Here is a 14,174-nt window from a genome sequence, read left to right on the forward strand (position 1 = left end):
GGCTACGTATGACAACCGGGCCACCCTACCGGCGGCCCACCCCTGTCAACGCGCGGACCGGCCCGCGTCACCTACGGGTGGGACCGACGTCACAGCTCCCCCGCCACCGTCCCCGGCCCGCCGGATCACCGCCGCCGCTCCCGCAACCGCGTCGACACCCACGCCCCCACCAGCGCCACCGCCGCCATCGGCAGGAACACCGCGGTGAAGGCGGTCGGGTGGGAGCCGGTGGTGTTCGTGGCGGTGTGGGTCACCGTGCCGCCACCGAGGGCGGCGAAGGCGGCGCCGCCTACGGAGAGCAGGACGACGTTGGAGAGGCCGTCGGAGATCTGGAGGGCGGCGGAGTTGGTGCCGGCCTCCTCGGGGGCGGAGAGCTTGAGCAGGAGCACGCTCGTGGAGGAGATGACGAGGCCCATGCCGAAGCAGCCGAAGGCCCAGGCGACGGCCAGGGTCCAGACGGGCACAAAGTCGATCAGCACGCTCGGTGCCGTGGCGACGGCCGCCGTCACCAGCAGCATCCCGACGGTCGTCAACCGCTCCCGGTACCGCTCGACTCGCGGCCGCGACTGCAGCCACGAGCCCAGCGCCCACGTCCCGCCGCCCGCGGCGAGCGAGAACCCGGCAAGCGTCGGACTGAGCCCGCGCTGGGTCACCAGCATCAGCGGCACGAACGACTCGGCGGCGATGAAGGATCCGGCGGCGACGCCGCGCAGCAACACGACGGAGGGCAGGCCGCGAGCGGCCCGGTAGGTGCCCTTCGGCAACAGCCCGAGCACGGCCGGCACCAGCAGGGCGAGTCCGGCGGCGCCGGGCAGGAGCGAGAGCGGGCGCAGGTCCTGGGCGGCGTACTGGAGCAGTCCGGCGCCGAGTGAGATGGCGAGGGCGAGGCGGATGCGGCGGCGGTCGAGGGAGGCGGGTGGGTCGTTCGCCGGGACGGGCCGATCAGTCGTGCGCGACGGGTCCGCCGTGACCGGCCGGTCGGCGAGGGCGGTCCGTTCCGTGGGGACGGGCAGGTCCGCCGGGGCGGGATCCTCCTCCGTGGCGGACTTCGCAGCGGTGTGGCCCGCCGGTCCGGACGCCCGACGCCGTATCTGCGGCAGCGCGAGCGCGAGCGGGAAGACGACGAGCACGGGTATCCCCACGAACACCCATCGCCAGCCCAACTGCTCGGTCACCGTGCCGGCGGCGAGCGGGCCGACGATGGACGGCAGCACCCAGCTCGCGGCGAACGCGGCCATGATGGACGGCCGCAGCCGCTCCGGATAGGCCCGCCCGACGACGACGTACAACGCGACGATCACCAGCCCGCCGCCGAGCCCCTGCACGGCCCGGCCCAGGATGAACACCCACATCGACCCGGCGGTCCCGGACAGCAGCAGCCCGGCCCCGAAGGAGGCGATGCCCGTCGTCAACGGGCCGAGAGGCCCACGCCGGTCCGACCACTGCCCGGAGAGCACCATCCCGAACAGACTCGTCGTGAAGTACCCGGAGAACGCGAACGCGTACAGGGACACCCCGTCCAGCTCCCGGGCCGCGACAGGCATCGCCGTCCCGACGGCGGTCGCCTCGAAGGCGATGAGCAGCACGACGGAGACGATCCCGATACTCAACGCCCGGTACGCCGCCCCCAGTACACCCGTCTCCCCCTCGGCGACCGAGGGCAGGTCAGCGGCCTCCACGACATGGGCATCACGCGGCTTCGGGACGGTCATGCCCGCCAGCGTAAGGTCCACGGACCACTTTGACCCCTGTCCCGAGACGGTCCCCGCCTCAGACCTTGGTCGTACGCCCCTCTCCCGGGCCGCCCCCCTTCATGAACGGCATATGGCAGTCACATTGCAGCCCGCCTGATTCCCTTGAGCCCCACCCCACCCCGGCCTACGGTCACTACACCGAGTTCAAACACGGCCGTGTGCCAAGTGGTTCGTACTCGGCCCGGCCGTGTGCCCGAGTGGTTCAGGGGCTCGCCTGCAAAGCGAGTTACGTGGGTTCGAATCCCGCCACGGCCTCCAACGCCTCGACCAGCGAGCCGAAAGGGCGGCACCTTTGAAGGTGCCGCCCTTTCGGTTTCGGCTCAGGCGTCAGGCTGTCTCAACAGCAGTTCGTCACCGGCCGGGAAACGCGCGGAGCCGCCTTCCCTCCAAGAGACCACGACGGCTAGTCCGCCCAGCGGTCCTCGGGACGTCGTTGCCTTCTTCACCGTGCGCCACTCGCCCTCGTACCCGATCACGTCACCTTCGCCGATCAGGGCCGCGCGCCTGGTCGGCAGGTCTAAGCGTGCTGGTCGGCGGGACGGATGCGGTTCAAAGGGGTCTCCCATTCGACTCCACCCCCTCTCGGCCGCAGGTATGCGGTTCGGCTGATGAGCCGGTTGGCCTCCTTGGTGCGCTCCTCGATCACCCCTTGCAGCTCGCCCCTGAGCCCTGTCTCGGCGTCCTCAACCAGCGTGCCTCGTGGGTAGGGCAGTTCACCGTGGCTGAGTGTCGTCGGTGGTTCTTCGTGTGTGCGTGCCATGACTCCTCGTCCCACCTGCGCATACCTGTCTCACACCAGAGAACTGCGACTGCGCGGAGCCAACTTGCACACCTCTCGCACAACTCAGCGCGCACGGGCGGTCACGGTGGGACGATGGGACGTAAGGGAAGTCGAGTGGGGAAGACGCACATTATGAGCGTGAGCAGGATTCCCGGGCCCGGGGCCAACGTGGCCGTGTGCCGCAAGGCGCGCGGTTTCAGTCAGGTCGCTCTTGCCCGGCGGGCGGGCGTGTCGGTATCCCTGTTGAGCAAGATCGAGGTCGGCGATCGGGCCCTTACCCAGGGCATCGCCGCCGCCCTCGCTCACGCCATGGGGCTGACCTTGGACGAACTGCTGGGCACTGCCCCCGTCGAGCGTGCCGACGAAAACAGCCTCACCGCCCTCAACCACGCCATCCGACGGTTCGACATCCCCGACTCGCCGCCCGCCCACCCGGAGGACCTCCCACGGGCGCTGGCCGAGCTGAACGCGCACCGCTACCGGACCGAGCTGTCTGCGGTCCTTCAGAAGCTTCCGTGTGTGCTGGCGGACGCCACGAACTACGCCCACGCCACCCAGTCCCCCGACGCCTGGACCCGCGTGGCCGACACCTACAGCGTGGTCTACTGGCTGGCCGCCCGACACCGCTGGATGCACCTGACCGAACTGGCCGTCATGAAGCAGCGGTCGGCCGCCGAGCGAGCCCATCCCGTGGCCGCCACGGTGGCAGCCCGGGACGAGGCCGGCGCTTTCCTCAACTCCGGTGACTTCGCCGGTGGGCTCGCGATCGTCGACCGCGCCGTGGTTGAAGCCGAGTCGACTCTCGAAGGCCGTGAGCGTGCGTTCGGCCTGGGCATCCTGCACCTGCGGGGGCTCACGCTGGCCGGTCGCCTCAAGGACAGGGCAGTGGCCGAGGACCACATCAGGGCGGCTTGGCGGACGGCCGAGGAGTACGGCGAAGACTCCGACGAGCACGGCATTCACTTCGGGCCGGACCAGACCGCGACGCACGTCATCTCGACCTTGTCGGACATGGACCAGCACCGCCGGGCACTGGAGACCGCCGACGGTCTCTTCCGAGGCGGCACGGAGCTGCCCGCCACCCGCATCGGCCCCCTCCACATGAATCTGGGTCGATCACACCTCGCTCTCGGGGACCGCGATTCCGCCCTGGCCTCCCTGGAGGAGGCTTGGGACGTCGCCCCGGAGATGGCCCGGGTGCATCCGACGAGCCAGGAACTGATGCGCGTGCTGACGTCGCTGCACCGCCGCAGCAATCCCCGGCTGACCAAGCTGGCCAAGCGCGCGGGCGTGCCCTTCTGAACTCCGTTTTTGCGGGGGCCCGTAGTTGACCCTGACGCAGGGGCAACCTCCCAGCATGGTGCGCATGGCTACGAGATACGACGGCGGCATGCGGCACTTCACGGTTCGACGCGGCGGCGTCACCATCCCGGTGTCCCGGGGCGGGCGGGGGCGACCCCTCGTGCTGTGTCCGGGGTTGAACTCGACGCAGGCCGACCTCTACCGGCTGACCGAGCTCTTGCGGCGCGATCACGACGTGGTGAGCTTCGACCTCCGAGGGCATGGCCTCTCCTCCGCTGCCGAGCGATACGACTTCGACGCGTTTCTGGGGGATCTCGTCGCCGTGATGGCGGCACTCGAAGTGTCCTCACCCCCTGTGCTCGTGGGTTACTCGCTGGGTGCGGACCTGGCCGTGCACTACGCCTCCATGTCTCCCGGCAGCGTGGCCGCGCTTGTGCTCGTCGACGGGGCGAACCCCCTTCCCGAACCCTTCATCACCGACGTCGATCGCGCGGAGTTCCGGGCGCTGACGCAGCACGAAGCCGAGCGGGGCAAGGGGGTCGACCTGGTGCGTCAGGTCTCGCTCAGCGCCCAGGAGATCTTCGAGCTGGGACTTGAGATGGATGTGGTTCGGGCCGGGATCCTCGAGCGGTACCAGGGGATCGACGCACCCGTGCACATGATCATGTCGAGCAGCATCGCCGGTGACAGCGATGCGGGGCGGGCGCCGCGGCACAACCGGCTCTGGCGGAGGGGTGTCGAACGGCTGGTCCAAGAGCTGCCGGACACCTCCGTCTCCTGGCTGGACGCCGACCACCGGCTGGTCTTCACCCACGCGTCGGACATCGCGGAGATCGTCCGAAGGGCATGCGGATCCCGGTCGGTCAGCAGACCAGCCCCCTGAAACGCCCTGGAACACTGGCCTCATGCTGACCATCGGCGAGTTGGCGGCGTACGCAGGCGTGACCGTGCGCACGGTGCGGCATTACCACGCCAAGGGACTGCTACCGGAGCCGGAACGGGACCACTCCGGGTATCGGCGCTACGACGGCGCCGCAGTGGTGGAACTGATCAGGATCCGGACGCTTGCCGAGGCCGGGGTTCCGTTGGCGCGTGTGCGGGACCTGCTGGAAGCCGGCGAAGAGCGGTTCGCCGCCGCGGTCGCGGAGATCGACAAGCGGCTGGAGACGGAGATCCGGGAACGGCAGCGACACCGCGCGCGGATCGCCCGCCTCGCGTCGGGTGACAGTCTGGCGCTGCCGCGGGAGGTGGTCGGGTTTCTGGAGCGGCTTCGGGCGCTCGGCGTCGATGAACGGATCGTCCGAGCCGAACGCGACGGGTGGATCCCGCTGGCAGCGCGCTCACCGGAGCGCGTCCAGGAGTGGATCGCGCGTAAGCGGGAGCAGATCGCCGACCCGGAGTTCGTCGATTTCTACCTGGCGTTGAGCGAGGCGCTCGACCGGGCCGACGACGATCCGCGGCTGGTCGAGCTGGCCGACCGGATGGCCGGCTACCTCGCGAAGCTGGCCGGCGAGCGGGGTGAGGAGTATGTCGGCGATGACGGCATCGAGCCCGCGCTCGCCCGGCTGATGGACTCCCTGGTGTTCGAGACGGTGCCGTCGGCCCGCCGGCTGGTCGAGCTGATGAGGGAACGGGGCTGGACCGGTTGGACGAGGCTGGAGCGCGTTCAGGAAAGTCGCGCACAACCCCAAGTGCCTCTCAGGTGTCCAGAACATGACCGGTAGCCGACGCTCCGGTCGTCGTGCCTTCGGGCCGACGAGGATTCCGACGAGGAGAAACCCCGTGCACCTCCGCCCCTCGGCAGCCGTCCTGGCCGCTGCCGTGCTCGCCGTCGCCGGTCCCGCAGTCGCCGCCCCCATGGCGCAGGCCGAGGAGGGCGAGCCCGCGCTGGTCGTGTCGAGCCTGCCGTCCGCGTCCCCCAAGCCGGGTGAGGTGTACGACGAGTCCGTCACCCTCACCAACCAGGGGACGGCGGCCGTGGACGGGGTCACGTTCCGGGTGCGTCTGACGCGTGGGCTGGACTTCCCCGAGGAGGTGGAGGGATGCACCTACTCGACCGTCAAGGACCAGGTCAGGCAGGCACTCTGCGAACTCGACACGGTCATCGAGCCCGGCGCCTCCGTCACCACGCCCGTCCGGTTCAAGGCGCGGGGCGACGCCCTCATGGAGGCCGTCGAGTACGGCACGAGCGCGAGCGGTGAGGCGCCGGGCGAGGGGTACGACGACAGCTACCGGCGGATGACCCTGACCGCGGACAACACCGCCGATCTCGTCGCGGTCGGCGAGGACACCGAGGCGCTGCCCGGCGGGAAGCAGTCGGTGACGGCGACCCTGCGCAACGACGGCCCCGGCTGGGTGCGGAACCAGGAGAGCGACGACCTTCCGGGCCTGCTGGTGCAGATCCCGCCGGGCACCGTCGCCGTGGGAGTGCCGAAGGACTGCGCCCCGTTCGGGATCGACGGGCCGAGCGGACCGCAGGGGACCACGGGCGAGCCCAAGTACGTCTGCTGGCCGCAGGACGGGACCCTCGACGTCGGTCAGTCCCTCGCCTACACCTTCATGCTGGAGATCAAGAAGTCCGCGCAGGACACCGAGGGCGAGGTCAAGGCGTCGTCCGTCTACGACATCGCTCCCAAGTACGACAGGAACCGCGCCAACAACACCGCTCTGATCAGCATCGACCTGCCGAGCGACAACGAGCCCGGGCCGAGCCCCTCGGACGGTGCCGACGGTGGCTCCAACAACGGCGGGAACGGCAACGACCCTGAGGGACAGGCCGCCGGAGGCACCGGCGCCACCGCGTCCCCCTCGGCCACGGCCTCGAACGGCACCACGACCGGGGGCTCCACCGGCGCCACGACGGGCAGCACCACCGGTGGCAACCTCGCCTCCACCGGCTCCGACGGCACCCCGCTCCTCGCCGGTGCCGCGGCCGCCGCCGCGGTGATCGGTGGCGGCCTGGTCTTCGTCGTACGCCGCCGCAGCGCCGCCAAGCCGGCCTGAACGGCGGCCCGTCAGAGCCCCGTCAGAGCACCCCGCCCGCCTCGTCCTGGAACGCGTCCGTCCAGTAGTGGCGGACCGATCCGCCCGCGGTCACGCCCGTGGGGTCCACCGTCGACAGGACCTGGAGCATCGTCATGGCCAGTTGGTCGTAGGTGTCGGTCGTCAGCTCGTGGGACGACTGGGCGTCTATCGCGCGCTCGCGGTGCAGCAGCCAGAGCGTGAAGGCGAGGGTCGACACGTCCGTGTTCAGGGGGTACAGCGTCGCCTCGGCCTCGCTCCAGTTCAGGACCGCGCCCGTCTCGCCGTCCACGACCAGGCTGTTGTCCTCGACCAGGTGGCCGAGGCGTATCAAGTGGGCGGCGCGGAACGGCAGTCGCGGGGAGCATTCCGCGTCGGCGTAGTACTCGGCGAGCGTCGCCAGGGGGACGTCCGTGTCCAGTGAGAAGACATGGGCGTCCTCCGGGAGGCCGACCTCGCGCAGGAAGCGGCGTGTCGGCTCATGGGTGAGGGTCGTGGGGAAGTCGACGTCCTCGAAGCGGGCCATTTTGCCGGGGCCGAACTCCTGGTCCAGGAGGCGGTGCGGGAGGTCCAGGGAGAGGCCGGAGGTGCCGCCCCGGCCTGCCACCAGGGACAAGGGGCGGATCAGGGCCGCCATCTTCCAGAACGGGGCCGGTTCGCCGTCCGTCCCGTCGCGGAAGACCGAGAGCAGGTGCTGGGAGGCCTCCGCCACCGCCTTCGGGCCGTAGCGGCCCGCGTAGGAGGCGAACTGGCCGCGCAGGCCCGCCAGTTCGTCCGTCGCCTCGGCGAAGCGGACCAGCGTGCGCAGCGAGGGGGCCAGCGGGCGGCGGTCCATCAGGTCGGGGCGGTCGCGCAGGAAGTACGTCGTCGAGATCTCGCCCGTCGCGCCGTCCAGCAGGACCGACTCCGTCTCCAGGCCGCCGGGGCCGAGCAGTCCGCCTATGACCAGCTGCTCGCGCAGCTCCGCCGACAGCCGGTCCGCCTGGACGTCACCCGTCGAGTCCGAAACCCTCCGCAGGCCCTCGCGGCGCAGCTCGGTGAAGCTCACCACTCCGTTCCCGGAGGGCAGTCCGGGCCCGGTCAGCCAGTGCCGCGTCGACGCGTGCGTCACCCACGGGTCCAGCTCGGCCTCGGTCAGGGTGATCACCGCGGCACCGGCGTCGGTCGTACTCATGGGCTCCCCCGCATGTGCTTGCTCACCGTCCCCTGGCGGAGCACGGCAGACCGCCCGGCCAGGCCCGGCAGCCGTCCCCCAACTGCCCAGAACATTACGCCCCACCACTGACAACGCCCCGGAAGAGCGACGCGCGTCCCGCGGCAACAACCGCTTTCACGCGCTCACCTCACAGGACGTCAGACGACCCTCGAGCGTTCCCTCTCCGCGAGAATCCGCAGACGCGGACGCAGCCCCAGACGCACGGGCACGGGCAGGGGCAGGGGCAGGGGCCTCAGGACCGTTCCGTGACCACCGCGGCCTGCGGGCGGATCGGCAGCCGGTTCACGGGGCGGCCCGTGGCGGCGCGTACGGCGGACGCGATGGCCGCCGGGGACGTCACCACCGGTACCGCGCTGACCGCCTTCGCCCCGAAGGGGGCGACCACGTCCCGTTCCTCGACCAGCCGGACGATGCGGATGTCGGGCGCGTCGAGGGCCGTCGGGAGGGCGTAGCCGGTCAGGTCGGGGTGGCGGATCAGGCCGCGCGGCGTGCGGAGGTTCTCGGTGAGGGCGATGCCGACGCCCTGGGTCACGCCCGCCTCGATCCGGGCGGCCAGCTGCGTCGGGTTCAGGACCCGTCCCACGTCCTGCGCGACGGCCAGTTCCACGACCCGTACGGAGCCGATCTCGATGTCGACGTCCACCACCGCGCGGATCGCGCAGAAGGCCATGCCGACGAAGGCGTCGCCCTGGCCGGCCTCGTTCAGCGGCTCGGTGGGGTGCGGGCGGCACTGGGCGGTGGCCCACAGTTCCTTGCCGTCCAGCGCCTCGGTGACGGTCGTCGAGAGGACCCCGTCGTACGACGTGATCTTGCCGTCGGTGATCTGGAGCAGCTCCGTGGACATGCCGAACTTGTGGGCGAGCGGCTGCAGGAGCTGCGTGCGGACCATCTTGGCCGCGCGCTCCACCGCACCGCCCGACACCCAGGTGTGCCGGCCGCGGCAGGCCGCGCCCGCCGGGGGCTGGTCGGTGTCGACCGGCGCCACGTGCACCTCGTCTATGCCGAGGGTCTCCTGCACGATCTGCCGGGCCAGGGTCGTGAAGCCCTGGCCGGTCTCGACGGCCGCGCACAGCACCGTCGCCACACCGTCATGGACCTTCACGGTCGCCGTGGAGACCTCGTCCGCGCCCTCGGCGCCCAGCATGTGCACCATGCCGAGGCCGTAGCCCACGCCCCGGCGCACCGCGCCCGGTTCGCCCGCGCCCTCGGGGCCGCCGGGCAGCAGCCAGTCCTCCTCGGGGGTGTCCTTGGGCAGCGGGGGCAGGGGGAAGTCCCGCACCGCCTGGAGGAGTTCGGCGACCGGGGCCGGGCAGGTCACCGTCTGGCCGGTCGGGAGCACGTCGCCGGTCGCCATGGCGTTGCGCAGCCGTACCTCGGCCGGGTCGATGCCGAGCTTCTTCGCGATCTTGTCCATCTGCGCCTCGTAGGCGGCACAGACCTGCATGGCGCCTTCGCCGCGTACGTGGCCGGAGGGCGGGTTGTTGGTGCGTACGGCCCAGCCCTCGATGAAGGCGTTCGGGACGACGTACGGGCCGCAGGCGAACCCGACGGCGGCGGCCAGGGCGTCGGCGGAGGTGTCGGCGTAGGCGCCCGCGTCGAGCAGGATCTGCGCCTCGACCTTGACGAGTCTGCCCTCGGCGTCGGCGTGGTGGCGGTAGCGCAGCAGGGTGGGGTGCCGGTGGACGTGGCCGAGGAACGACTCCTCGCGCGTGGCCGCGAGTTTCACCGGGCAGCCCGTCCGCAGCGCCAGCAGGCCGAGCGGGAGCTGGAAGCCCTGGTCCTCGCGGTCGGCGGTGGCGCCGGGGACACCGGTGACGACGACCTTGACCCGCTCGGGTTCCAGGCCGAAGGCGGCCGCGGCCGTGTCGCGGTCGGTGTGCGGGTCCGTGGAGGCGAGGTACAGCTCCACACCGCCGTCCGGGCGCGGTACGGCCAGGCCCGCCTCGGCGCCGATCGGCGCGGGGTCCTGGCGGCCGATGCGGTACAGGCCCTCGACGACGATCTCGCCGGCCGCCTCCGGGTCGCCGTGGCGCAGCGGGATGTGCCGGATCAGGTTGCCGTCGGGGTGCAGCGGCTCGGCCTCGAAGGCCTGCTCCGGGTCGATCACCGGGTCGAGCACCTCGTACTCGACGATGACGGCGGCGGCGGCCATCCGCGCGGTGTCCGGGTGGTCGGCGGCGACGGCCGCGATGGGCTCGCCGTGGTGGCGGACGACCTCGGAGGCGAAAACCGGGCGGTCGGCCCTGCCGCGCCCGTGCAACGGGCTGCCGGAGACGTCCTCGTGGGTGACGACGGCGCGCACGCCGGGCATCTCGCGCGCGTGGGTGGTGTCGATGGAGAGGATGCGCGCGTGCGGATGCGGGGAGCGCAGCACGGCCGCCCACAGCAGGCCCTCGGCCCACAGGTCGGCGGCGTAGGGGAAGGTGCCCTCCGTCTTGGCGCGGGCGTCGGCCGCCGGGAGGGAGGCGCCGAGGCCGTGCGGCAGCGGTTCGGGGGCGGAGGCGGCCTCCGCGGCCTGTGCGGTGGCTGCTTCGTTGGTCACGCCGGGCCTCCGTCCTGGCCGTAGGGCTGGTCATGGGGGTCTGGGGCATGCGCGTCCGGGGCGTGCCCTTCCGGAGTGCGCGCTCCCGGAGGCAGGCCGAAGGCCGACGGGTGGACGCCGCCTGCCCCCGGGCCCGCCTGGTGCGGGATACGGGGCTCGTCGGACTCGCCGTCGGCGGGGGCGGCATGGGTCTCGCGTTCGGCGACGACCTCCTTCACCGCGTCCACCACGCCCCGGTAGCCGGAGCAGCGGCACAGGTTGCCGCACAGCGCCTGCCGGGTCTCCAGCTCGGTCGGCGCCGGGTTGCCCTCCAGGAGGTCGTGCACCGTCATCGCCATGCCGGGTACGCAGAAGCCGCACTGCACGGCACCGCAGCGCGCGAGCGCCCGCTGCACGTCCGACGGCTGCCCGTCCTCGGCCAGGCCCTCGACGGTACGGACCTCGCTGCCGGCGGCGGTCACGGCGGGGACCAGGCAGGACGCGACGAGCCGTCCGTCGACCTGGACGTTGCACGCCCCGCACTCGCCCTGCGAGCAACCGTCCTTGGCCCCCGCCAGCCCGAGCCGCTCGCGCAGCACGTACAGCAGGGACTCGCCGATCCACGCGTCGGAGACCGGGCGTTCGCCGCCGTTGACGCGCAGGACGTACGAGGCGAGGGGGTGCTCCTCCTGCGGCATCGCGGGAGGCGTGTCGTGAGAGGCCTCGTGGGACACCTCGTGGGGGTGCGCGGCCGGGGCGTCCTGTGGCGGAGCGTCCGGGGCCGGGTCGTTCGAGGGCTCGGCGTCGGTGGCGTCCGGTCCGGCGTCCGTGTCCGCCTCGGCCGGGAGGGGCCCGGCGGGCTGCTCCCCGGGGCCGTCAGCGCCCTGCGGGGCCTCTGGGGTCTCTGCCCCTGTGGCGCCCTCCGGGGCCTCACCGGGCCCGTGGGCGGGCTGTGAGGCCTCCTGGGCGGGCCGTGAGGCTTCCCGGGCGGACTCCATCGCGGCGGACTCCGCGTGTGCCTCGGGTGCGGGGCCGCCGGGGGTCTCCCCGGGGGCTTCGGCGTAGGGCTGGGGCAACGCGGTGGGAGCGGGGCGCTCGGCCGGGTCACCGGCGGAGCCGGACTGTTCCGGACCGTGACCGGGCGCGCCCGTCGACTGCGGACCATGACCAAGTACGCCCGTCGACTCCGGACCATGTCCGGGAACGCCCGTCGGCTCCGGGCCGTGACCGGGGAATCCGGAGGACTCCGACCCGTGGCCGGGGTAGGCGGGCTGCTCCGCGCCCTGGTCGGTGAAAGCGGGGTGCTCCGGTCCCCTGTCGGCAAAGGCGGACTGCTCCGCCCTGTGTTCCGTGAAGGCGGGCTGCTCCGCCCCGTGTTCGGTGAAGGCGGGCTGTTCCGGTCCGCCCTCGGTGAAGGCAGGCTGCTCCGCCCCGTGTCCGGCGAAGCCGGAGTGGCCCGTGTCGTGGCCGGGGAAGCCGGACCGCTCCGGCGCGTCTCCGGCCGCCGTCGACTCGGTCGCGTGACCGGCCGCCCGGTGTTCCCCCGGCGCGTGGCCGGCACCGTCGGACGGCTGATGCGTGTGCTCGGCGCCGGGCATCTCGGGCCCCTGACCGGCGTACCCGGGCGACTCGGGCGCGTGCCCTGCGTCGGCGTTCTCGTACGGCTGCGGCAGGTGGCCGTGGCCGCCGACATGGCCGGGGCGCTCGCGCCCCTCGGCGTGACCGGCCGCCGGGTCCGTCTCCTGCGGGAGGGGCGCGGCGGGCGGCAGCTCCGGGGCGTGTGCGCTCTGCGTGGCCTGCTCCGGCGCGTAACCGGAGGCCGCTCCGGCGCCCTCCGGCCGACCGTGAGCTTGGGCGTGCCCCTGGCCGTGCTCCTGGCCGTGCTCGTGCGGGTGGCCCGGCCCGGGCTGCTCCTGGGCCGCCGGGTCCTGCTGCCCCCACGGCCGGCCCGCGGCCTGTGTCGCCCACGGCGCGGGCGCGCCGCCCGGCAGCGTGGGCGGCGGGGTGCCGCCCCACTGCTCGACCAGCGAGGAGGTGGTGAACTCGCCCGACTCGTCCGGGAGGTCACCCCCGGCGACGGGGATGGACCACTGCCCGGTCACGTCATGGCCGGGCGCGGTCTCCGCCGCCGAGGCCTCTTCGAAGTTCCACTGCCCGGTGGCTCCCGGGTTGTACGTGAACCGGTCGTTCCCCCCGTGCTGCCCCGCCCCCGCGCCGGAGCCGTACGGCGTGCCGGAGCCGTACGGGGCGTCGTAGGCCTGCCCCCCGGCGTCGTGCTGCTGCTGGTGTCCGCCGTGCTCGTGCCCCTGGCCGTGGCCCTGCTGGTGTGCCGTGTGCGGGTCGTGCCACTGGGCGCCGTCGACGGGCGCGCCGGGCACCGGCCAGCCCGTGGCCGCCGGGTCGGTGCCGGCGGTCGTGGCGGGGTCGGCCGCGATCTGCGGCGGTACGTAGCCGTGGCCGGGCGCGGCGAGGGGGCTGTGGGCGGCCAGCAGGGCGTCGACGCCCCCCTCGGGGAGTTCGACGAAGGCGGTGGCGCCGTCGTCGTACTCGCCCTGGGGCAGCGGGTCCCAGCGGCTCCCGCCGCGGGGCGTGCCCTCTCCGTGCTGGTCGTCGGTCACGACAGCGCCCTCCCCAGTGCTCGTCGGGCCAGCGCGGCGACGGTGCGCCGCAGGTGCAGTACGGCGGGCGGGAGCTGCGGTACGGAGCCGTCCTCGGCCGGGGCCGCGTCGGGGATGCAGGCCGCGGCGACGTACTCCCCGAACGCGCTCAGCGCCTCCGGCACGAGCGCGCGGTTGTTGTCCCAGTCGATGAGCCGGCCGACCCACTGCTCGGCTTCCAGGGGCCGCAGCGGCATCGGCGCTATGGCGCCCACCGCGCAGCGCACACCCCGGCGCGCGGGGTCCAGGACCAGGGCCACGGACGCCACCGCGCGCCCCGGGCCGGTCCGGCCGGTCGCCTTCAGGAAGACCTGCGGGGCGTGCAGCAGCGGCACGCGCACGTAGCCGATGAGTTCACCGGCGCGCAGCATGTCCACCCCGGCCAGCAGGTGCGACACCGGGATCTCCCGGCGGGCCCCGCCCGGGCCCGCGACGATCAGGGTCGCCTCCAGCGCGGCCAGCACCGGCAGCGCGTCGCCGGGGGGGGCGGCCGAGGCGATGTTGCCGCCCAGGGTGCCCGCGTTGCGGATGTGCGGCGGGCCCGCGGCGCGCGCGGCGGCGGCAAGCGCCGGGATCAGGGCCGCGAAGTCGGGGCGGCCCATGCGCGCGTGCGTGAGGCCGGCGCCGAGCAGCGCGTGCCCGTCCTGGTACTGCCAGCCGCGGATCTCGCTGATCCGGCCGAGTCCCACCAGGGCGGCGGGCCGGAGCTGCCCGGAGTTGACGGCGGCCATCAGGTCGGTGCCGCCCGCGACGGGCACGGCGGCGGGCACGGCGGTGAGCGCCGCGACGGCCTCGTCCAGCGTCGTGGGCAGCGTGACGGCCTGCGCCGCCTGCGGTGCGTGCGTGGTCAAACCGGCTGCCCCTTCCCGCTGCCCCACCTGGTCCCACCTGTGCTGCCGTACGGTACGTGCTGACAGGGCGG

Annotated in this window: 10 protein-coding genes and 1 tRNA gene; 5 read left to right on the forward strand and 6 right to left on the reverse strand. The window is 73.0% G+C overall.

Translation table 11 applies throughout. The annotated features are described in order from the left end of the window. Positions 1–125 precede the first annotated feature (125 nt). Positions 126–1,712 (reverse strand): MFS transporter, encoded by a 1,587-nt coding sequence (locus SSQG_RS14775; RefSeq protein WP_003990580.1) that lies wholly within the window; start codon positions 1,710–1,712, stop codon positions 126–128. 225 nt (positions 1,713–1,937) lie between these two features. Here SSQG_RS14775 and SSQG_RS14780 point away from each other — a divergent pair. Continuing rightward, positions 1,938–2,012: transfer RNA gene (locus SSQG_RS14780), tRNA-Cys, on the forward strand. A gap of 259 nt (positions 2,013–2,271) precedes the next feature. Here SSQG_RS14780 and SSQG_RS39150 read toward each other — a convergent pair. Continuing rightward, positions 2,272–2,514 carry a hypothetical protein gene (locus tag SSQG_RS39150; protein ID WP_003990582.1) on the reverse strand — a complete coding sequence of 81 codons (243 nt, stop codon included), beginning with the start codon at positions 2,512–2,514 and terminating at the stop codon, positions 2,272–2,274. 153 nt (positions 2,515–2,667) lie between these two features. Here SSQG_RS39150 and SSQG_RS14785 point away from each other — a divergent pair, with 153 nt between their 5' ends. The 4 genes from SSQG_RS14785 to SSQG_RS14800 all read left to right on the forward strand — a co-directional run bounded on the left by SSQG_RS14785 (position 2,668) and on the right by SSQG_RS14800 (position 6,840). Further along, positions 2,668–3,837, forward strand: coding sequence for a helix-turn-helix domain-containing protein (locus SSQG_RS14785; protein WP_039932749.1), 1,170 nt, complete (start codon positions 2,668–2,670; stop codon positions 3,835–3,837). 64 nt (positions 3,838–3,901) lie between these two features. Beyond that, positions 3,902–4,720 carry an alpha/beta fold hydrolase gene (locus SSQG_RS14790; protein ID WP_208865646.1) on the forward strand — a complete coding sequence of 273 codons (819 nt, stop codon included), beginning with the start codon at positions 3,902–3,904 and terminating at the stop codon, positions 4,718–4,720. A gap of 22 nt (positions 4,721–4,742) precedes the next feature. Further along, positions 4,743–5,561 carry a MerR family transcriptional regulator gene (locus SSQG_RS14795; protein WP_003990585.1) on the forward strand — a complete coding sequence of 273 codons (819 nt, stop codon included), beginning with the start codon at positions 4,743–4,745 and terminating at the stop codon, positions 5,559–5,561. Between the two features lie 58 nt (positions 5,562–5,619). After that, positions 5,620–6,840 (forward strand): LAETG motif-containing sortase-dependent surface protein, encoded by a 1,221-nt coding sequence (locus SSQG_RS14800; protein WP_244299130.1) that lies wholly within the window; start codon positions 5,620–5,622, stop codon positions 6,838–6,840. A 22-nt stretch (positions 6,841–6,862) separates the two neighbouring features. Here SSQG_RS14800 and SSQG_RS14805 read toward each other — a convergent pair whose 3' ends face one another. The 4 genes from SSQG_RS14805 to SSQG_RS14820 all read right to left on the reverse strand — a co-directional run bounded on the left by SSQG_RS14805 (position 6,863) and on the right by SSQG_RS14820 (position 14,103). Continuing rightward, the gene (locus tag SSQG_RS14805; RefSeq protein ID WP_003990587.1) at positions 6,863–8,032 is read right to left on the reverse strand and encodes an SUKH-4 family immunity protein; all 1,170 of its coding nucleotides are present in this window, start codon (positions 8,030–8,032) and stop codon (positions 6,863–6,865) included. Positions 8,033–8,306: 274 nt separating this feature from the next. Further along, a complete protein-coding gene (locus tag SSQG_RS14810; RefSeq protein ID WP_003990588.1) occupies positions 8,307–10,616 on the reverse strand; it encodes a xanthine dehydrogenase family protein molybdopterin-binding subunit in 2,310 nt (769 codons plus the stop codon). Further along, positions 10,613–13,213, reverse strand: a complete 2,601-nt coding sequence (locus SSQG_RS42160) for a 2Fe-2S iron-sulfur cluster-binding protein (protein ID WP_003990589.1) — start codon at positions 13,211–13,213, stop codon at positions 10,613–10,615. The genes SSQG_RS14810 and SSQG_RS42160 overlap by 4 nt, the downstream gene beginning before the upstream one ends. Then, entirely contained in the window at positions 13,210–14,103 is an 894-nt protein-coding gene (locus tag SSQG_RS14820; RefSeq protein WP_039932750.1) for an FAD binding domain-containing protein, read from the reverse strand. The genes SSQG_RS42160 and SSQG_RS14820 overlap by 4 nt, the downstream gene beginning before the upstream one ends. Positions 14,104–14,174: the final 71 nt, after the last annotated feature.

This window comes from Streptomyces viridochromogenes DSM 40736 (assembly GCF_000158955.1).
In the GTDB taxonomy this organism is placed as follows: Bacteria; Actinomycetota; Actinomycetes; order Streptomycetales; family Streptomycetaceae; genus Streptomyces; species Streptomyces venetus.